This is a genomic window from Curtobacterium sp. ABR8 (assembly GCF_057812125.1).
Map to the genome: position 1 here is coordinate 2,059,919 of NZ_CM173818.1, position 17,674 is coordinate 2,077,592.

General features: G+C 72.8%; 17 protein-coding genes and 1 tRNA gene. 9 read left to right on the top strand and 9 right to left on the bottom strand.

What is annotated here, in order from left to right; genetic code table 11:
* Nucleotides 1–41: 41 nt before the first annotated feature.
* Nucleotides 42–248, bottom strand: a complete 207-nt coding sequence (locus ACXKZB_RS09895) for a hypothetical protein (RefSeq protein ID WP_123312674.1) — start codon at nucleotides 246–248, stop codon at nucleotides 42–44.
* Nucleotides 249–401: 153 nt separating this feature from the next.
* Between ACXKZB_RS09895 and ACXKZB_RS09900 the strand changes: the two genes are divergently transcribed.
* Nucleotides 402–473 (top strand) — tRNA-Gly (locus ACXKZB_RS09900).
* A gap of 273 nt (nucleotides 474–746) precedes the next feature.
* Here the strand turns inward: ACXKZB_RS09900 and ACXKZB_RS09905 are convergent.
* Genes ACXKZB_RS09905 through ACXKZB_RS09915 form a run of 3 tightly spaced genes read right to left on the bottom strand, consistent with a single transcriptional unit; the run spans nucleotide 747 to nucleotide 2,397 of the window.
* Nucleotides 747–1,016, bottom strand: coding sequence for a DUF6510 family protein (locus tag ACXKZB_RS09905; RefSeq protein ID WP_488822947.1), 270 nt, complete (start codon nucleotides 1,014–1,016; stop codon nucleotides 747–749).
* A complete protein-coding gene (locus ACXKZB_RS09910; protein WP_488822949.1) occupies nucleotides 1,016–1,807 on the bottom strand; it encodes a ferredoxin reductase in 792 nt (263 codons plus the stop codon). Before ACXKZB_RS09910 ends, ACXKZB_RS09905 begins: the two co-directional genes overlap by 1 nt.
* The gene (locus tag ACXKZB_RS09915) at nucleotides 1,804–2,397 is read right to left on the bottom strand and encodes a molybdopterin-dependent oxidoreductase (RefSeq protein ID WP_488822951.1); all 594 of its coding nucleotides are present in this window, start codon (nucleotides 2,395–2,397) and stop codon (nucleotides 1,804–1,806) included. The genes ACXKZB_RS09910 and ACXKZB_RS09915 overlap by 4 nt, the downstream gene beginning before the upstream one ends.
* A 155-nt stretch (nucleotides 2,398–2,552) precedes the next feature.
* Here ACXKZB_RS09915 and ACXKZB_RS09920 point away from each other — a divergent pair, with 155 nt between their 5' ends.
* The 8 genes from ACXKZB_RS09920 (at nucleotide 2,553) to ACXKZB_RS09955 (ending at nucleotide 11,669) form a co-directional block, all read left to right on the top strand.
* A complete protein-coding gene (locus tag ACXKZB_RS09920; protein ID WP_488822953.1) occupies nucleotides 2,553–4,154 on the top strand; it encodes an ABC transporter substrate-binding protein in 1,602 nt (533 codons plus the stop codon).
* Nucleotides 4,151–5,179 carry an ABC transporter permease gene (locus ACXKZB_RS09925; RefSeq protein ID WP_488822955.1) on the top strand — a complete coding sequence of 343 codons (1,029 nt, stop codon included), beginning with the start codon at nucleotides 4,151–4,153 and terminating at the stop codon, nucleotides 5,177–5,179. The genes ACXKZB_RS09920 and ACXKZB_RS09925 overlap by 4 nt, the downstream gene beginning before the upstream one ends.
* Entirely contained in the window at nucleotides 5,176–6,060 is an 885-nt protein-coding gene (locus ACXKZB_RS09930) for an ABC transporter permease (RefSeq protein ID WP_488822957.1), read from the top strand. The genes ACXKZB_RS09925 and ACXKZB_RS09930 overlap by 4 nt, the downstream gene beginning before the upstream one ends.
* Nucleotides 6,057–7,844 carry a dipeptide ABC transporter ATP-binding protein gene (locus ACXKZB_RS09935; RefSeq protein WP_488822959.1) on the top strand — a complete coding sequence of 596 codons (1,788 nt, stop codon included), beginning with the start codon at nucleotides 6,057–6,059 and terminating at the stop codon, nucleotides 7,842–7,844. The genes ACXKZB_RS09930 and ACXKZB_RS09935 overlap by 4 nt, the downstream gene beginning before the upstream one ends.
* Nucleotides 7,841–9,898 (top strand): CocE/NonD family hydrolase, encoded by a 2,058-nt coding sequence (locus ACXKZB_RS09940; protein WP_488822961.1) that lies wholly within the window; start codon nucleotides 7,841–7,843, stop codon nucleotides 9,896–9,898. Before ACXKZB_RS09935 ends, ACXKZB_RS09940 begins: the two co-directional genes overlap by 4 nt.
* Complete coding sequence (locus ACXKZB_RS09945) at nucleotides 9,895–10,590, top strand: TetR/AcrR family transcriptional regulator (RefSeq protein ID WP_488822963.1); 696 nt, start codon at nucleotides 9,895–9,897, stop codon at nucleotides 10,588–10,590. Before ACXKZB_RS09940 ends, ACXKZB_RS09945 begins: the two co-directional genes overlap by 4 nt.
* A gap of 29 nt (nucleotides 10,591–10,619) precedes the next feature.
* Entirely contained in the window at nucleotides 10,620–11,033 is a 414-nt protein-coding gene (locus ACXKZB_RS09950; RefSeq protein WP_488822965.1) for an SIP domain-containing protein, read from the top strand.
* A 135-nt stretch (nucleotides 11,034–11,168) separates the two neighbouring features.
* Nucleotides 11,169–11,669 carry a Dps family protein gene (locus ACXKZB_RS09955; RefSeq protein ID WP_111084072.1) on the top strand — a complete coding sequence of 167 codons (501 nt, stop codon included), beginning with the start codon at nucleotides 11,169–11,171 and terminating at the stop codon, nucleotides 11,667–11,669.
* A 251-nt stretch (nucleotides 11,670–11,920) separates the two neighbouring features.
* Here the strand turns inward: ACXKZB_RS09955 and ACXKZB_RS09960 are convergent, their stop codons facing one another.
* The 5 genes from ACXKZB_RS09960 to ACXKZB_RS09980 form a co-directional block, all read right to left on the bottom strand.
* The gene (locus ACXKZB_RS09960; RefSeq protein WP_488822968.1) at nucleotides 11,921–12,583 is read right to left on the bottom strand and encodes a response regulator; all 663 of its coding nucleotides are present in this window, start codon (nucleotides 12,581–12,583) and stop codon (nucleotides 11,921–11,923) included.
* Nucleotides 12,580–13,797, bottom strand: a complete 1,218-nt coding sequence (locus ACXKZB_RS09965) for a sensor histidine kinase (protein WP_488822970.1) — start codon at nucleotides 13,795–13,797, stop codon at nucleotides 12,580–12,582. The genes ACXKZB_RS09960 and ACXKZB_RS09965 overlap by 4 nt, the downstream gene beginning before the upstream one ends.
* The gene (locus ACXKZB_RS09970) at nucleotides 13,794–14,552 is read right to left on the bottom strand and encodes a DedA family protein (RefSeq protein WP_488822972.1); all 759 of its coding nucleotides are present in this window, start codon (nucleotides 14,550–14,552) and stop codon (nucleotides 13,794–13,796) included. The genes ACXKZB_RS09965 and ACXKZB_RS09970 overlap by 4 nt, the downstream gene beginning before the upstream one ends.
* A gap of 93 nt (nucleotides 14,553–14,645) precedes the next feature.
* Nucleotides 14,646–16,223, bottom strand: coding sequence for a D-glycero-beta-D-manno-heptose 1-phosphate adenylyltransferase (rfaE2, locus tag ACXKZB_RS09975; protein WP_488822974.1), 1,578 nt, complete (start codon nucleotides 16,221–16,223; stop codon nucleotides 14,646–14,648).
* Entirely contained in the window at nucleotides 16,220–17,635 is a 1,416-nt protein-coding gene (locus tag ACXKZB_RS09980; protein WP_488822976.1) for an aldehyde dehydrogenase family protein, read from the bottom strand. The genes rfaE2 and ACXKZB_RS09980 overlap by 4 nt, the downstream gene beginning before the upstream one ends.
* Between the last annotated feature and the right edge of the window lie 39 nt (nucleotides 17,636–17,674).

The window sequence follows — 17,674 nt, forward strand, 5'->3', positions numbered from 1 at the left end:
CTCGACGCCGCGCAGGTGATCCGCTCGTCGCCGCGCGTCGCTCAGACGGGCCGGTAGATCGCGATCGGCGGAGCCTGGTCGTCCCCGTCGTCGTGCGCGCCCCCGGTGGCGAGCCAGGTCCGCCCCTCGTGCTCGATCGTGGTCGGCAGGTCGCCGTGCACCAGGATGCGGATGGCGGGGGCGTCGCCGTCGATCAGGTCGACGCCGTGGGCTTCGGTCCCGCCCGGGTTGTCGTGCACGTAGCTCATGCACCGATCGAACTCCTCCCCGCCTGATGGCCGCCCTCGCCACCCAGCACGGCGCCTCGTGACGACCGGACACGCCCGGATCTGGCGAAGAACACGTCCCGGTGGCCGGGATCGGGTACAGTCGACTCCGCACGGCCGACACGGCGTGCGAATGCGGATGTGGCGCAGTGGTAGCGCATCACCTTGCCAAGGTGAGGGTCGCGAGTTCGAATCTCGTCATCCGCTCGGACAGGACACGACCCCCGGGGTTGCTCAACGGAGCAGCACCGGGGGTTTCGTCGTCGCCGGGTACCGCACGAGGTGCTTCCGGGGGCGCAGGCTTCGGGTACCCGCGCCCACCGGACGCAGAGGCCGCACTGCCCCGAGTGGAGACGCCGGGTGGGTGGCCCAGCGATGTCCCGAAGAGTGATCCGGAGCATCGCCGTCCACGGATTGGCCCCAGTTCGAGTCGTGCGGAAAGCCGCAAGAACTCCGCAGGACAGGCCGCTCCGGGTTGCCCTAGCCGAGTCGCTCGGGTAGAGAAGCCGCCGCGGCCCGGGTGCCCGGCAGCCCGACCCACCGGGTCGCCCCGGCATCGATGACCGTCACGAGCACGGTGTCGCAGTCGCGACAGCGGGCGACGGAGCCCATCGCCGTGCGGTGGACCGCGGTGCGCGCGACCGAGCCGAGCGAGCCGCAGCCCGCGCAGCAGAGCACCGTCACGGTCGGCTCCGGACCGAGCACCTCGGACAGGACACCCGCGAGCGCGTTGCCGTCGACGACCGTCATCAGCTCCCCCCGAAGCGTTCGGCACGGACGTCGGTGGTGTCGTGCCCGAGATCGGCGAGCCAGCGGAGCACCTGCTCGACGAAGGGCGTCGACCCGCACACGTAGACGAGGGCCCCGACGTCCGGCGGGAAGACCGCGGCGGCGAGGGCGTCGCGGGTCAGCCGCCCCGCGGGCACGTCGGACCCGGGGGGAGCGGTCCGGCTGTACACGGTGGTGACCTCGAGCGGGGCGTCGGAGCCGACGGCCCGGTCGAGTTCCGCACGGAAGAAGACGTCGTCGGGAGTCCGGACGGCGACGAGCAAGCGGAACGGGGCGGGGTCCCCGGCCTCGGCGTGCGCGGTGACCATGGCGACGAGCGGCACGATGCCCGATCCGCCGGCGATCAGCTGCACCGGTCGGGTGGACCCGCCGGGACGCCACACGAACCACCCGCCGAGGGGACCGTGCACCTCGAGCGCGTCGCCCACCTCGACCGCGTCGACCAGGAACGGGGACACCTCGCCGCCCTCGACGCGGTCGACGGCGAGGACGACGTCGGTGCCGTCGCCAGCCGAGGCGATCGAGTAGGACCGGGAGGCCTGGTAGCCGTCCTCCGCCGTGAGTCTGAGATCCAGGTGCTGGCCGGGGTCGTTCCCCGGCCACGTCGGCACGTCGAGGACGACCCGACGTGCGTTCGGGGTCTCACGCTCGACCGACGCGACCGTCGCGGGGTGCCAGGCCGGCCGCCTGCGCACCGCAGGGCGGACGGCGGGGCCGGGCCGGGCCTCCAGGTCGGTGTCGGGAACCGTCACCAGTACCGCTCTTCCTTCCACGGGTCGCCGTGCAGGTTGTACCCCGCGTTCTCCCAGAAGCCCGGCTCGTCGTCCGCCTGCATGACGATCCCGCTCACCCACTTCGCGCTCTTCCAGAAGTACAGGTGCGGCACGAGCAGGCGCGCCGGTCCGCCGTGTTCGGGTTCGAGCGGTTCGCCGTCGGCCCCGAACGCGATCCACGCCTTGCCGTCCAGCAGCTCGTCGAGCGGGACGTTGGTCGTGTACCCGCCGGTGCTGTGCACCATGCAGAAGTCCAGCGAGGTCTCGACGCCCTCGAACAGGCGGTCGAGGGGGACGCCGCGCCAGGGCATGTCGAGCTTGGTCCAGTGGGTGACGCAGTGGATGTCGACGGTGACGTCCTCGACACCGAGCGCGTGCACCTCGTCCCACGTCCAGGTGTGCAGCCCGTTCTCGGTGCGGATCGAGAAGGTCCACGACTCGGGCTCGATCTCGGGTGTGGCTCCGGCCGACAGCACCGGCCAGTCGCGCACCAGGGTCTGGCCGGGCGGGATGCGGGTGTCGTCGCGGTCGGCCCGGCGGCCACCGAACCCCCTGGTGAACGTCGCCATGATCCTCCTCGGACTGGATGCTCCGATCATGCACCGCACCGAGGGCGTCCGTGTAACGACTTCGTAAACACTCGGGCCGACGAGGGCCAGGACTTGGGGGATCGCCGGTCTCCCTCTATCGTTCACCGGAACGATTACAGGAGGGGTCACCCCGAATGCAGCCCATCGTCCCCGAACCCCGGAACGCCCGCGGCCCGAGCCGTCGAGCGCTCCTCACCGGTGCCGCCGGTCTCGCCGGCCTCGGCCTGCTCACGCTCACCGGGTGCAGCTCCGGAGCGAACACCGGCACCCCCACGATCCCCGAAGCGGCGGCCACCGGTGCGGCCCGACGCGGCGGTCGTCTGCGCATCGCGCGCCCGGCCGCCTCGGCCGCCGAGACCCTCGACTCCGCCAGCTCGCTGTCGGCCTACGAGTACCTCGGCGCGCTGTACAACCGGCTCGTCAAGCTCGACGAACAAGGCACCACGGTGCCCGACCTCGCCGAGGAGTGGTCCGCGAACGCCGACGGCACCGAGTGGACGTTCTCGCTCCGTCGCGGCGTGACCTTCCACGACGGCTCGCGCTTCACCGCGGACGACGCGATCGCGAGCATCCGGCACATCCTCGACGAGAAGACCGGCAGCCCGCAGGCCGGTGTCCTCGGCGAGGTGATGGACGCCGACTCGATGCGCGCGACCGACCCGCACACGCTGCGGTTCTCGCTGACCAAGCCGAACGCCGAGTTCCCGTCGCTGCTGACCGCCTACCAGTGCTACATCGTGCCGGCCGCCGCGATCACCGACATCGGCCGGACCGGGATCGGCACCGGGCCCTTCAGGCTCTCGTCGTTCACGCCCGCCGGTGCCGGCAGCGTCGAAGCGTTCGACGACCACTTCGCGGGCCGCCCCGCGCTGGACGGCATCGACTTCTACTCGATCCAGGACACCACGGCCCGGGTGAACGCGCTGCTCGCCGGGCAGATCGACCTGATCTCGCAGACGAACCTGGACTTCGCGACCGCGCGGGTGGTCTCGGCCTCCGACCGCGCCACCGTCGCCCGGTCGAAGAACGCCCAGTGGTACACGATCCCGATGCTCGCCACGAGCGACGAGTTCAGCGACCCGCGGGTGCGTCAGGCGATGAAACTCGCCTACGACCCGCAGCAGATCGTCGACACCGCCCTGCAGGGCACCGGCTCGCCCGGGTGGGACAACCCGGTGCCGCCGCAGCTCGCCGCCTTCGTCGACGACCACCGCGAGTACGACCCGGACAAGGCGAAGGCGCTGCTCAAGCAGGCCGGCCACGAGGGGTTCCGGACGTCGATCTACACATCCAGCTACGAGTCGGTGTTCACGCCGATGGCGGTCGCCTACCGCGACGCCGTCGCCGACGCGGGCATCCACCTGACGGTCCGCAACGCGAGCTCGGACTCGTACTACACGCAGATCTGGATGCAGAAGCCGCTCATGGTGAGCTACTGGTTCACCGGCCGGCCGATCGACCAGCTGCTCAACCAGATCTTCCGCACCGGGTCGTCCTACAACGAGAGCGCGTGGTCGAACGAGACCTTCGACGGGCTGCTCGACGACGCCCGCGCCGAGATGGACGACGCCAAGCGCCTCAGCCTCTACCAGGACGCCCAACGGCTCGTCGTCGAGGACGGGGCCGACATGACGACGATGTTCGGCGACCGGCTCGTGGGGCTCTCCCGCGACGTCGTGAACTACTCGGAGTACGGCTTCGAGTTCGACTACCTCCGGATCGGACTGCGCCGATGACGACCACGAACACGCCGTCGGACGTCCTCGTCCCCGTCCTCCGCCGGGTCGGCATCGCCGTGCTGACGGTGGTGCTCGCCTCGCTCTTCGTGTTCCTGGCAGTGCAGGCCCTGCCCGGCGACGTCGCGCAGCAGCTGCTCGGGCAGAACGCCACGCCGGACGCCGTCAAGCAGCTGCGCGAGACCCTCGGCCTCGACCAGAACGTGTGGCTCCGCTACCTGCAGTGGCTCGGTGGTGCGGCGCACGGTGACTTCGGCACCTCGCTCGTCAGCGGCGAGGCCGTCGCGCCGACGCTGTTCACGGCCTTCCGCAACAGCATGCTCATCGCCGTGCCCGCCATGCTCGTCGGCGTCACCGTGTCCCTCACGCTCGGCGTCATCGCCGGGGTCCGTCGCGGTCGCCCGTCCGACAAGGTCATCTCGATCGTCAGCCTCGTCGTGATGAGCGTTCCCGAGTTCATGGTCGCGACCGTGCTCGTGCTCCTCTTCGCGATCGGCCTGCCGGTCTTCCCCGCCGTCGTGCTGCGGGGGAGCGACGCCACCGTCGGCGAGCTGCTGCCGACGATCTGGTTGCCGATCATCGTGCTCACCCTCGCGATGGCCGCCTACATCGTCCGCACAGCGCGGTCCTCGACCATCGACGTGATGGCATCCGAGTTCGTCACCACGGCCGAGCTCAAGGGCCTGACGATGCGCCGCGTGGTCTGGAAGCACGCGGTGCCGAGCGCGCTGCTGCCGACGCTGAACGTCGTCGCGCTCAACGTCGCCTGGTTGCTCGGCGGGGTCGTCGTCGTCGAGAACGTCTTCAACTACCCGGGCATGGGCAAGCTCATGCTCGAGTCGGTCTTCAACCGCGACCTGCCGACGATCGAGGCGATCGCGCTCCTCAGCGCCGTCATCTACGTCGTCTGCAACCTCGCCGCCGACCTCGTCGCGCTCGCGCTCGACCCGAAGCTGCGGACCCGCCAGCGGCGACCCCGCACGCGCACCCGTCCGACGCGCAGCACCAGGAAGGCCGCCGCATGACCACCATCGCCCCTCGCCGCCCCGGACGCGCCGTCCTCGCCGGCGCGCTCGCGCCCCTGCGCGGCTCGACCGCGCTGAGCATCGGTCTCGGCCTCATCGCCCTGCACGTCGTGCTCGCACTCCTCGCCCCGGTCATCGCCGGGCACGACCCGGTGGCCACGAACGCCGGCGACGTCCTCGCCGGACCGACCTGGACGCACTGGCTCGGCACCGACCAGTACGGCCGTGACGTCCTGTCGCGGACGCTCAACGGCGGCCGGTACGCCCTGCTCGTCACGTTCCTGGCCACGACGATCGCCGTCGCCGTCGGCACCGTGCTCGGCTGCATCACGGCGTACGCGGACAACTGGTTCGACGAGGCCGTCATGCGCGTCGTCGACGCCCTGCTCAGCGTGCCGTCGATCCTCGCCCTGCTCGTCGTCGTCACCGTCTTCGACGCCGGGCTCTGGGTCATCGTCCTCGCCGTCACCGTCGTCTACGCGCCCGCCGTGACCCGCGTCGTCCGCGGTGCCGCCCGCACCGTCATCACGCAGGACTACGTGACGGCCGCCCGGGCCCGTGGTGAACGCGCGCTGTCGATCGTGTTCCGCGAGATCCTGCCGAACGTCCTCGACGTGGTGCTCGTCGAGTACGCCATGCGGGCCTCGTGGATCGTCCTGCTCGTCGCGTCGCTGTCCTTCCTCGGCTTCGGCGCGAACCCGCCGACCCCGGACTGGGGCCTGATGGTGCAGGAGAACCGCACCGCCCTGACCGTCGTCCCGCTCGGGACGCTCGCGCCGATCGTCGCCCTGGCGACCCTCGTGATCGGGCTCAACCTCGCCGCCGACGGCCTGAGCAAGTCGCTCGGCGTCGACCGCGCCAAGCAGGGAGTGAGCGCATGACCGTCACCGACACCAGCGCCGCGTCGGCCACGACGGCGACCGCACCGGACCCGATCGTCCGCGTCGACGACCTCGCGATCTCCTACGCGGCCGGCAAGCGCCTGGTCCCCGTGGTCCGGGGCGTGTCCTTCGCGATCGCCGCCGGCCGCACCCTGGGCCTGGTCGGGGAGTCCGGCAGCGGCAAGTCCACCGTCGCCCGGACGCTGCTGGCACACCTCCGTGCCGGCTCCACGATCGTCAGCGGCTCGGTCCGCGTCGGCGGTGACGACGTCTTCGCGCTGTCCCCGTCCGGCCGGCGCGAGCTCCGCGGCGGCGTCGCGTCCGTGGTGGCGCAGAACGCGGGCCAGGCCCTCACCCCGTCGATGCGCGTCGGCGAGCAGATCCGCGAGGCCCTCCGCGCGCACGGTGAGCCCGACGGCCCGGAACGGGTCCTCGAACTCGTCCGGTTGGTCCGGCTGCCCGACCCGGAGACGATCGTCCGCCGCTACCCGCACCAGCTCTCCGGCGGCCAGCAGCAGCGCATCGCGATCGCGATGGCCGTCGCCGCCCGCCCCCGGGTGCTCGTCCTCGACGAACCCACGACGGCGCTCGACGTCGTCACCCAGGCAGCCGTCCTCGACCTGATCGCGGACCTCGGCCGGCAGCTCGGCATGGCGGTCCTGCTCGTCAGCCACGACCTCGGGGTCGTGTCCGCGATGGCCGACGAGATCGCCGTCATGCGCGACGGCGAGATCGTCGAGCACGCCGCCACGGCGGCGCTCTTCGCCGCCCCGCAGCACGAGTACACGCGCGCCCTGCTGGCCGCGGTGCCGGACGGGCGGCGACCGGGAGGGACGGGGCGCGTGCCCGAGACGGCGACCGTCTCGTCGACGGTCGGCTCCACGGCCACCGGCACCGTGCCTCCCGACCGCTCCGCCCGTCTCGTGGTGACCGCGGACGACCTGGTGATCCGCTACGGCCGCGGCCTGCCGGCCGCCGTCGACGGTGTCTCGTTCACGATCGCCGAGCGCGAGACGCTCGCCGTCGTCGGCGAGTCCGGCAGCGGCAAGTCGACGCTCGCGACGGCGCTGGCCGGGCTGGTGCCCGCCGAGTCCGGCACCTTCACCTACGACGACGGCACCACGAGCGGCGACCTGCGCGAGCCGATCGCCGGACGGACGGCGGCACTGCGGCGCGCGGTGCAGCTCGTGTTCCAGAACGCCGACACCTCGCTCAACCCGCGGCGCACCGTGGGGGCGGCCATCGGGCGTCCGCTCAAGCTGTTCACGGGCGCCTCCTCACGACAGCGCGTCGGCGAGCTGCTCACCCAGGTCGGCCTCGGACCGGAGTTCGCCGACCGGCTGCCAGCGCAGCTGTCCGGTGGGCAGCGGCAGCGCGTCGGGATCGCGCGCGCCCTCGCCGCCGGGCCCTCGCTCGTGATCGCCGACGAGATCACCACCGCGCTCGACGTGCAGGTGCAGGCCGGGATCCTCGCGCTCCTCGCCGACCTGCAGCGCGAACGCGGGCTGAGCTGCCTGTTCATCAGCCACGACCTGGCCGTCGTCCGGGGCGTCGCCGACCGGGTCGCGGTGATGACCGGCGGCCGGATCGTCGAGATCGGACCGACCGAGCGGGTCTTCACCGGCCCGAACCACCCGTACACGTCGACGCTGCTCGCCGCGACGCTCGAACCGGGCAGCACCGTGCTGCCCGACGTCGGCGACGGTGTGCCGCGCTGGAAGCACGCCGAGGGCTGGACCGACCACGGCGACGGACACCGCACCCGCAACTGGGAGGACGCATGACCGACGGGGCCGCTCCCGCCACCTTCACCGCCATCGGCGACGCGGGTTCACTGCCCGAGGGCGTGACCGTCCGCGACGAGTGGATCCCGATGCCCGACGGCGTCCGGCTGCACACCCGGATCTGGTCGCCGGCGTCGCCCGACGGCCCGGTGCCCGTCCTGCTCGAGTACCTGCCGTACCGGCTCGACGACTGGACCGCGCCCCGCGACTCCGAGCGGCACCCCTGGTACGCCCAGCACGGGTACGCGTCGGTCCGGGTCGACATCCGGGGCAGCGGTTCGTCGGACGGGTTCTTCGACGACGAGTACAGCGAGCAGGAGCTCCGTGACGGCGAGGCCGTGATCGCCTGGCTCGCCGCGCAGGAGTGGTCGACGGGCGCCGTCGGCATGTTCGGCATCTCGTGGGGCGGGTTCAACGCCCTGCAGTTGGCAGCGCGGGCACCGGCATCCCTCAAGGCGATCGTCACGGTGTGCTCGACCGACGACCGGTACGACAACGACGTGCACTACGTCGGCGGTGCGGTGCTCGGCATCGACATGGCCGCGTGGGGCGCGACGATGTTCGCGTTCAACTCGCGACCACCGCGGCCCGAGGTCGTCGGCAGTGGCTGGGTCGACCGGTGGCGCGAGCGCCTCGAGGCGAACCGGCCGATGACGCCGGTGTGGTTGTCCCACCAGGAGCGCGACGACTACTGGCGGCACGGGAGCGCCGCCGAGGAGTACGGGAACATCGGCGCAGCCGTCCTGGCCGTCGGCGGCTGGGCGGACCCGTACCGCGACGCCGTGCTCCGACTGGTGTCGAACGTGCAGTCCCCGGTCAAGGGCATCGTGGGGCCGTGGTCGCACCAGTACCCGGACCGCGGTCTCGCACCCGGCCCGTCGATCGGGTTCCTGCAGGAGACGCTGCGCTGGTGGGACCGCTGGCTGCGGGACGAGGACACCGGGGTCGAGCAGGACCCCGCACTGCGGGCCTGGATCAACGACGGCGAAGCACCGGCGACGTACTACGAGTCCCGACGGGGTCGGTGGGTCGGCGCCGAGGCGTGGCCCTCCGCAGCGACCCACCGGCGCGTGCTGCCCCTCGCGACGCTGCGCGGCGGTGGCGACGGCCCGGTCGTCGTCCGCTCACCGCAGCACACCGGTGCCGACGCCGGCCGGTTCTTCCCGTTCGGCAACGCGACCGACCTGCCACCCGACCAGCGTGCCGAGGACGGCCGATCCGTCTGCTTCGACCTGCCCGTCGGCAAGGCGTTCGACCTGCTGGGCAACGTCGTCGTCACGCTGTCGGTCACGAGCGACGAGCCCCGCGCCACCCTGACCGTGCGGTTGTGCGACGTCGCGCCGGACGGCTCCTCGACGCTCGTCACCCGCGGGGTGCTCAACGCGGCGAAGCGGGACGGGATGGACCGCAACGATCCGCTCGTCCCGGGAGCGACCGCGTCGCTGCCGGTGCAGCTGGTCGCGACCGGTCACCGGTTCGCCGCCGGGCACCGCCTGCGGATCGCGGTCTCGTCGTCGTACTGGCCCTGGGTCTGGCCGCACGGCACCGAGGCCACCCTCACGGTCGACCCGGCGACGTCCGAGGTGTGCCTGCCGGTCTGGACGCGCGACACCGACGACGAGGTGCGGTTCGACGAGCCAGAGCGGTCGACGCCGCTGGCGATCGACCGCGTGGCACCGACCGAGCGGCTGCCGCAACGCACGGTCACGCACGACGTCGAGTCGGGGGAGTGGACCCTCGACGTCGACCCCGGCTACGGCGGCGGACGGGTGTACCCGGACGGACTCGTGTTCAGCGAGGACGCCCGCGAGACCTACCGCATCCGGTCGGACGACCCGAACTCGGCCGTGGCTGCGTCGCGTTGGTCGATCGGCCTGGCGAAGCCGGAGTGGACGGCACGGCTCGAGACGTCGTCCGAGGTCACCGCCGACGCCGACGCCTTCCACGTCGTGAACACCGTCCGTGCCTGGGCTCGCGACGGCGGCCCCGACGTGGACGAGGTCCTGGTCACCGAGCAGACGTTCGTCGACGACGTCCCGCGGACCTCGGCATGACCGGCGCGGCCGCGGAGGCGGCGGGCGCGGAGGCGGCCGGCGCGGCACCGCGGGTCCGGCAGCGTCCCGCTGTCCGGCGCGCCATGATCGTCGAGGCCGCCCGCGCCGTCATCGTCCGCAACGGCGTCGGGGCGACGGGCCTGCGGGACATCGCCGCCGAGGCCGGGGTATCCGTCGGTACCGTGACCTACCACTTCGGCAGCGTGGCGGAGATCCTCAACGAGGTCGTCGTGCTCGAGACCGAGCGCTTCTACAGTGCGATCGTCATCGCCGTGGACGCCGAACCCGACCCCGTCGAGGCGCTGCGGATGCTCGTCGCCCCGTTGTTCGGCGACACCGAGCAGGTCCGGCAGCACTGGCGGATCTGGTCCGACTACTGGACAGCGGTCGTCCGCCGGCCCGAGGTGGCCGCCGAGTACGCCGAACGGATCCGCGTCTGGGAGGCCTGCCTGGTCCGGGTGATCGGCCGCGGCGCCGATGCCGGGGTGTTCCGGGGTGGCGCCGAGCCCATCGACCCGGACACCGTCGCCCTGAAGCTCGCGGCGTACAGCGACGGCGTCGCGACCCAGATCGCCCAGGGCGTCCCGGGGCTCACGAACACCGTCGCGCTGTCGTGGATGTGGACGTTCCTGGCGCACGAACTCGGTGTGCCGGCTGTGGACATCGCCGGAACCGGCCAGCAGCCCTTGTGATGAGGTAAGGCTTGCCTTACCGTTGCAGCATGGCACGGACCCGGCGACAGCCCACCGAACGCATCCTCATCGCCGGCGGCGTCGAGGACCTGTCGGAGATCCGCCGCCAGCTCGAGGACCTGCCGGAGAACGCGTACGGCCAGGTCTTCGTCGAGGTTGCCCTCGACGAGCAGGTCCGCATCCTTCCCGCTCCGCCCCGCGTGACCGTGACGTGGCTGGTCCGCAGCGCCCGCACCTCCGCCGTGTCGCCGCTCGTGTTCGCCGACCACGGTGAGGCACTCGCGCACGCCTTGACGGGGTGGGCCGCCGAGTGGTGCGTCGCCGACTGCGAACCGCGCACGAGTGTCTGGATCGGGTGCACCGACAGCCCCTGGGTCGAGCGCGCGCGGTCCGTCGTGCAGATCGAGCTCAGCGACGCCGGTTTCGACACCCTCGTCGGCTGACCGCCGCCGGTAAGGGCAGCCTCTACTTCCTTGCGGCATACAAGGGAAGGGGGCATGGTTGTGACCATCGGCAGCACCGAACTGGTCAGGACAGGCCCAGCGATCCGGTGTGACCACGACGCAGGAGGTTCAGACATGACCACGACCACCACCAGCACCACGACCACCACGTCCCCGTTCTCGACGACGCCGGAGCTCGCCGCCGGAGTGGCACAGTTCCTCGCCCCCGTCGTGATCGACCTCGAGGCACTCGTCGTCAACGGCAAGCAGGCACACTGGCACGTCCGCGGCCGCAACTTCGTCGGCGTGCACGAGCTCCTCGACGACATCGTCGAGCACGCCCAGGCCTACGCCGACACCGCCGCGGAGCGCATCGTCGCCCTCGGCCTGCCGGTCGACTCGCGCATCGCGACCGTCGCCGCGAACACGACGCTGCCGCCGCTGTCGCAGGGCTTCCAGAACTCCGACGTCACGATCACCGAGGTCATCGCCCAGATCGACGCGGCCCTGCTCCAGGTCCGCCGCGCGGTCGAGGGCCTCGACGAGGTCGACCTCAACAGCCAGGACGTCGTCATCGAGATCGAGCGCGGTCTGACGAAGGACCGTTGGTTCCTGCAGGCGCACCTCGCCGCCTGAGTCGCGACCACCCACGGACGGGAGGCCCGGTGCCAGCTGGCACCGGGCCTCCCGTCCGTCTGCGGCCCCGTCTGCCCACCGCGACCCGCGTCGACCCGGTGCGACACCGACGAGCGCGCGACACGCCGCTGGCGCGACGCCGAGGTTCCACGGACCGACGTTTCGGCGCGCGAGATGTGCAGATTTCGGAACCTCGGGGGACGTGAGCGGCGAGGGGGACGGGGGCGGGGCCGGGGGACGTGAGCGGCGCGTCAGGCGGAGGGGCGGACCAGGCCGGCCTCGTACGCCAGCACCACGGCGTGCACCCGGTCGCGCAACTGCAACTTCGCCAGCACCCGCCCCACGTGGGTCTTGACGGTCTGCTCCGCGATGAACAGGTCGCCCGCGATCTCGCCGTTCGACCGCCCGCGCGCCATGAGCAGGAACACGTCGCGCTCCCGGTCGGTCAGGACGTCGAGCACCTCGGTGCGCGGAGCGGCGGTGACCGGTCCGGCGACGAACGCCTCGACCAGGTGCCGGGTCACGCGCGGAGCGAGCAGCGCCTCGCCCGCGGCCACCGTGCGCACCGCCGCGACGAGCTCGTCGGCGCTCGCGTCCTTGAGCAGGAAGCCGCTCGCCCCGGCCCGCAGGGCGTCGAACACGTAGTCGTCGATGTCGAACGTCGTCAGCATGACCACGCGGACCGGTCGGTCCGTCGGCGCCGCCGTGATCCGTCGCGTCGCCTCGATCCCGTCGAGTTCGGGCATCCGGACGTCCATCAGGATCACGTCCGGCTGCAGCCGGATCGCCGCGGCCACCGCTTCGGCACCGTTCGCAGCCTCGCCCACGACCTCGACGTCGTCCTGGGCCTGGAGGATCGCCCGCAGTCCCATGCGGAACATCTGCTGGTCGTCCACCACCATCACCCGCGTCATCGGCTTCCCCCGTCGGCTGCCGGCACACGGACGGGCAGGGTCACCACGACCGTGAAGCCGCCGTCCGCCACGGGGCCGTGGTCGAGCGTGCCGTCGAGCGCGGTCACCCGCTCGCGCATCCCGGCGAGGCCGAAGCCACCGTCGTCGGGTGGTGCGGCCGGCACGGTGCCAGCTGGTGGAGCGGTGTTGGCGACCTCGACCCGGAGACGCGTGTCGAGCCTCCTGACCGTCACGACGGTCGACGCGCCGGGCGCGTGCCGGGCGACGTTGCCGAGCGCCTCCTGCACGACCCGGTAGACCGTGAGCTGTGCGAGCCGGTCGACGTCGTCGGCGACGTCGATGTCGAGCTCCACCGGGATGCCCGCGGCGCGCGTGGCCTGCACGAGCGCGGGCAGGTCGGTGAGGTCCGGCTGCGGCGCGCGCTCGGCGGCGGTGTCCCCGCGCAGGGTGCCGAGCAGCTGGCGCATCTCGCGCAGTGCCGTGCGCGAGGTCTCGGCGATCGCGGCGAACTCGGCGCGGGCCTCCTGCGGCAGGTCGGCCACCCGGTACGGGGCCGACTCCGCCTGCATGTGCACGACGGACATGCTGTGCGCGACGACGTCGTGCAGCTCGCGGGCGATCCGGGAGCGCTCCTCGACCGTGCGGCGCCGGGCCTGCTCGAGCTCGGCGTCGCGGCGGGCGGCGACGAGCTCCTGGCGGATGCTGCGGCGCTGCCCGATGACGACGGCGGCTGCGGCGACCAGGAGCGTGTCGCCGGCCGACACGACGAAGCTCGTCGCCCAGACGGCCGGCTGATCCCAGCGGCCCGGCGTCACGGCGACGAGCAGCAGGGGGAGCACGGCGGCGACGGCCCACACGATCGCGGTCAGCCGCCAGGTCGAGCGGACCCCGAGCACGACGAGCAGGACGCTCAGGCCGATGATGCCGGTGACCGGGATCGGCCACGGGCTCGTCTCGACCGGGGCAGTGAGCAGGCCGAGCGCGACGAGTCCGACCAGGTGGACCGCGGCGGCGGTGCGGGGCACGAACGGGGCGATGCCGATGCTGACCGCGAGCACCGCCGACACGAGCAGGGAGAGCGGGACGGCGACGGCGTAGGAGACCGAGGTCACCGGGGCGGCGACGCTGAACAGGGACACCACCGAGACCACGAGTGCGATCCGGGTCGCCAGCGGCAGCCAGGTCGGTCGCGGGCGGAGCAGGGCGGTGGTCACGGTCGGACGATCTCTCCGGTGGGGACGATGCGGGGTGTGGCGGACGGGGCGTGCGCGACGGGTGCGGTGCTCGTGGTGGACACGTCGGACGCGGGCACCCCGGTCGTGGGCACGCCGGTCGTGGGGACGATCGCGGCGGACGATCGGGCGGCACGGGCGTCGCGCCTGCGGCTGATGCTACCGATGACCCGGTCGACCGCGATGCCGAGGCCGCCCGCGACCACCATCGACACCAGGGCAGCGACGAGCGGTTCGTGCAGCACCTGCGACGCGGCCAGGGCGATCCCGACCGAGGTCGCAGACCACGCCGTCCCGGCGATCGCACTGATGGCGAGGAAGCGACGGTAGGGCAGCCGGGTCGCCCCGGCGGTCGTGTTCACCGCGACCCGGCCGACGGGGATGTAGCGGCCGACCAGGATCAGGCTCGCGGACCGGCGCTGCATCTGCCGCTCGGCGAACGCGAACGCCGCAGCGATCCTCGGCCGCCGGGACTGCGCCAGGCGGTCGAGTCCGATCCGGCGGCCGATCCAGTACGCCACCGAGTCACCCGCGATCGCCCCCACCGCGGCGGCCACCAGGACCCCGGCCAGGACGGGCTGGCCGGACGTGGCGGCGATGGCGGCGACGGCGACCAGGGCCGACTCGCTCGGGACCGGCGGGAAGAAGCCGTCGACGAAGCACAGGGCGACGAGCACGACGTAGACGAGCGGACTCGCGGCCAACTCGACGACGAACGGGGTGATCTGGTCGAACACGGCGATGCTCCCTCCGCCGACGGACCTCGTCGACGGGTTCGACGCTACGGAGCGCCGCGGGCGTAGCCATCCCGCCGTGGTCTCGACGACCCCCTACTGCGGTATGACCTTTCCGTCGGTGGTCCCCTCGGGGTCGGTCGCGGCTGAGGGCGCGGGCGCGGTCGCGGTGGTCGCGGCGGCCGGCACCGCGGACCCGGCCGACGCCGCCGCGGCTTCGCGGATGCGTCGGACCACGGCCGTCGTGGAGTGCTCGGGGACGTAGTCGACCATGACGACCTCGCCGCCGTACCCGCGGACGACCGACGTCTCGCGGAGCATCTCCGGCGAGTAGTCCCCGCCCTTGACGTAGACCTCGGGTCGCAGCCGTTCGATGAGCGGGATCGGGGTGTCCGTCGCGAAGACCGTGACCAGGTCGACGCAGGCGAGGGCGGCGAGCACCCCGGCACGGTCCTCGGCCGGGTTGATCGGTCGCTCCGGGCCCTTCAGCCGGCGCACCGAGTCGTCGTCGTTCAGCGCCACGACGAGCAGGTCGCCGAGGTCACGGGCCTGGCGCAGGTACGTCGTGTGTCCACGGTGCACGACGTCGAAGCAGCCGTTCGTGAACACCACCCGGCGCCCGTCCTGGCGCGCTCGTTCGACCGCGACCGCGAGCTCGTCGTGGTCGACGACGGTGGCTGCCGGGGCCGTCACCGAGGCGAGCAGGGCGGCGGCGCTGCACACCGACGTGCCGGCTTCACGGACGACGACGTCGGCTGCGGCCTGCGCCACCGACACCGCGTCGCGGACGGACGCGTCGACGGCGAGTGCCACCGACGCGGCGGCGCAGAACGTGTCGCCGGCTCCGGAGGCCTGCTGTTCCGAGGCCGGGACCGCACGGGTGCGGTAGCCCTCGTCCGAGTCGCGTTCGAGCAGCACGGTACCGTCGCGGTCGAGCGTGACGACGGCTGCGCGGGCACCGGTGCGGGCGAGGACGTCGGCCCGGGCGTCCACGACCGCGGCCACCCGGTCGGCACCGGTCCCGAGGTCACGGCCGAGCAGCGCTGCGGCCTCACCGGCGTTGGGCGTGACGAGGTCGGGTCGCAACGACGCCCAGCGGGGGAGGTCGTGCGCGTCGACGACGATCGCGCCGGGGCGGTCGCGGTCCAGCACCGGCACGACGTCCTCGGCGCGGACGCCGAGCCCGTAGTCGCAGACGACCGCGGCGTCGGCGCACCGGATCGCGCGGGCGACGGCGCGCGCCAACCGTTCGTTGTGCTCTGCGGTCGGGGTGCCGGCCAGGTCGTCGACCCGGACCACGACCCGGTCGCCACCGACCACGCGGGACTTCGTGGTGGTGCGCGCCCCGGTGATCTCGACCAGGAACGAGGTGTCGACACCGGCGGTCTCGAGCCGTTCGCGCAGGACGTCGCCGGCCTCGTCGTCGCCGATGAGTCCGACCATCCGGACACGGGCACCGAGGGCGCGGGCGTTCACCGCGGTGTTCGCGGCGCCACCGGGCACCGCGATGGTCTCGGTGACCCGGACGACGGGTGCCGGTGCCTCGCGCGAGACCCGCTCGGCCTCGCCGACGGTCCACCGGTCGAGGATGCAGTCGCCGATCACGACGACGAGCGGTTCGCGGTCGTCGATCGTGGCGACCAGGTCGCGGACGAGCCGGACGTCGACGCTCACTTCGTGCCGCCGGTGGTGCGTGCGGGTGCCGGTTCGAGATGGACGACCGTGGTGGTGGTCAGCTCGTCGAGCAGGTGCGGGCCGTACCCGAAGCCCGCTCCGGACGCGCCGCGCGGCTGGGCGCTGCCGCCCGGTGCGCCGCCGAACACCGCGTTGACCTTCACGGTGCCGACCGGCAGCTCGGCTGCGGCGCGGAGGGCGTGGCCGGTGTCGTTCGTCAGGACGGTCGCGGCGAGGCCGTAGCGGTCGGCGGCGGCGAGCCGGAGTCCCTCGTCGAAGTCGTCGACGACGCGGACCGGCGCGATCGGGCCGAAGGTCTCCTCGGTCATCACGAGCATGTCGTCGGTGCACCCGGTGAGCACGGTCGCCGGGTAGAACGTCCCGACACCGTCCGGGGTGACCCCGCCGGTCCGAGCCGTCGCGCCGCGCTGCACGGCGTCGTCGACGTGGGACTGCACGGTGCTGCGGAGCCGCTCGTCGACGAGCGGACCGTAGGTGTCCGCGGGTGCGGCCGTGCGACGCTCCGCCTCGGCCACCAGCGCGGCGACGAAGGGCTCGGCGACGTCGCGGTGCACGTACACGCGCTCGACGCTGGTGCAGATCTGGCCGGTGTTCGCGAACGTGCCGAGCGCCACCTGGGCGGCGGCCCACTCCGGGTCGACGTCGGCGTCGACGACGACCGCGTCGTTCCCGCCGTTCTCGCGGACCACGTGGGCACGGGTCGCGACGGCGACCTCGGACAGTCGGTCCCCGGTCGCGGTGGACCCGACGTGCGCGTAGACGTCGATGCCGTCCTGGGCGAGCAGCAGTTCGCCCGTGGACCCGTCCCCGTCGACACCGACGAGCACGCCGTCGGGCAGGACCTCGGCGAGCAGGGCGTTCAGGCGGGCGATGGTCGCGGGGGAGCGCTCGCTGCCCTTGTGCACCACGGTGTTGCCCGTGACGATCGCTGCGCCCAGGATGCCGCAGGCCACGGCGACGGGGTCGTTCCACGGCGTCAGGGCGAGCACCACGCCTCGGGGGTGCGGGACTGCCCAGTCGGCGGCACCGAACTGGCCGCGCAGGGCCTCGCCGCGGTGCACCGGTCCGAGTTCGGCGTACTGCACCAGGGTGCCGACGCCCGCCTCGACCCCGCCGAGTGCGTCACCCGGCACCTTGCCGGTCTCGCGGGTGTTCAGGTCGGCGAGCTCCTGCGCGTGCGCACGCACGTGCTCGGCCGCCGCGCGCAGGAGCGCGCCGCGCTCGGCCGGTGCGGTGCGCGCCCACGGGCCGGCCGCGGCCCGGGCACGGGCGACGGCGTCGCGGACCTCCGGTTCGGAGGCACGGGGCACGGTCGACGCGACCGTCCCGTCGACGGGGTCGGTCACCACCAGATCCGTGGTGGCGTCGGCAGCAGCGGGTGCGATCGTCATGGTGTCCTTCCGGAGGGCGGGCGGGAGTCAGACGCTGCT

Excerpts from the sequence above, each read along its gene's own strand:
- ACXKZB_RS09935 (WP_488822959.1), top strand. The coding sequence starts at position 6,057 with ATGACCGTCACCGACACCAGCGCCGCGTCGGCCACGACGGCGACCGCA.
- ACXKZB_RS09905 (WP_488822947.1), bottom strand. The coding sequence starts at position 1,016 with ATGACGGTCGTCGACGGCAACGCGCTCGCGGGTGTCCTGTCCGAGGTG.
- ACXKZB_RS09915 (WP_488822951.1), bottom strand. The coding sequence starts at position 2,397 with ATGGCGACGTTCACCAGGGGGTTCGGTGGCCGCCGGGCCGACCGCGAC.
- ACXKZB_RS09940 (WP_488822961.1), top strand. The coding sequence starts at position 7,841 with ATGACCGACGGGGCCGCTCCCGCCACCTTCACCGCCATCGGCGACGCG.
- ACXKZB_RS09960 (WP_488822968.1), bottom strand. The coding sequence starts at position 12,583 with ATGACGCGGGTGATGGTGGTGGACGACCAGCAGATGTTCCGCATGGGA.
- ACXKZB_RS09920 (WP_488822953.1), top strand. The coding sequence starts at position 2,553 with ATGCAGCCCATCGTCCCCGAACCCCGGAACGCCCGCGGCCCGAGCCGT.
- ACXKZB_RS09980 (WP_488822976.1), bottom strand. The coding sequence starts at position 17,635 with ATGACGATCGCACCCGCTGCTGCCGACGCCACCACGGATCTGGTGGTG.
- ACXKZB_RS09955 (WP_111084072.1), top strand. The coding sequence starts at position 11,169 with ATGACCACGACCACCACCAGCACCACGACCACCACGTCCCCGTTCTCG.
- ACXKZB_RS09895 (WP_123312674.1), bottom strand. The coding sequence starts at position 248 with ATGAGCTACGTGCACGACAACCCGGGCGGGACCGAAGCCCACGGCGTC.
- ACXKZB_RS09945 (WP_488822963.1), top strand. The coding sequence starts at position 9,895 with ATGACCGGCGCGGCCGCGGAGGCGGCGGGCGCGGAGGCGGCCGGCGCG.
- ACXKZB_RS09930 (WP_488822957.1), top strand. The coding sequence starts at position 5,176 with ATGACCACCATCGCCCCTCGCCGCCCCGGACGCGCCGTCCTCGCCGGC.
- ACXKZB_RS09925 (WP_488822955.1), top strand. The coding sequence starts at position 4,151 with ATGACGACCACGAACACGCCGTCGGACGTCCTCGTCCCCGTCCTCCGC.
- ACXKZB_RS09950 (WP_488822965.1), top strand. The coding sequence starts at position 10,620 with ATGGCACGGACCCGGCGACAGCCCACCGAACGCATCCTCATCGCCGGC.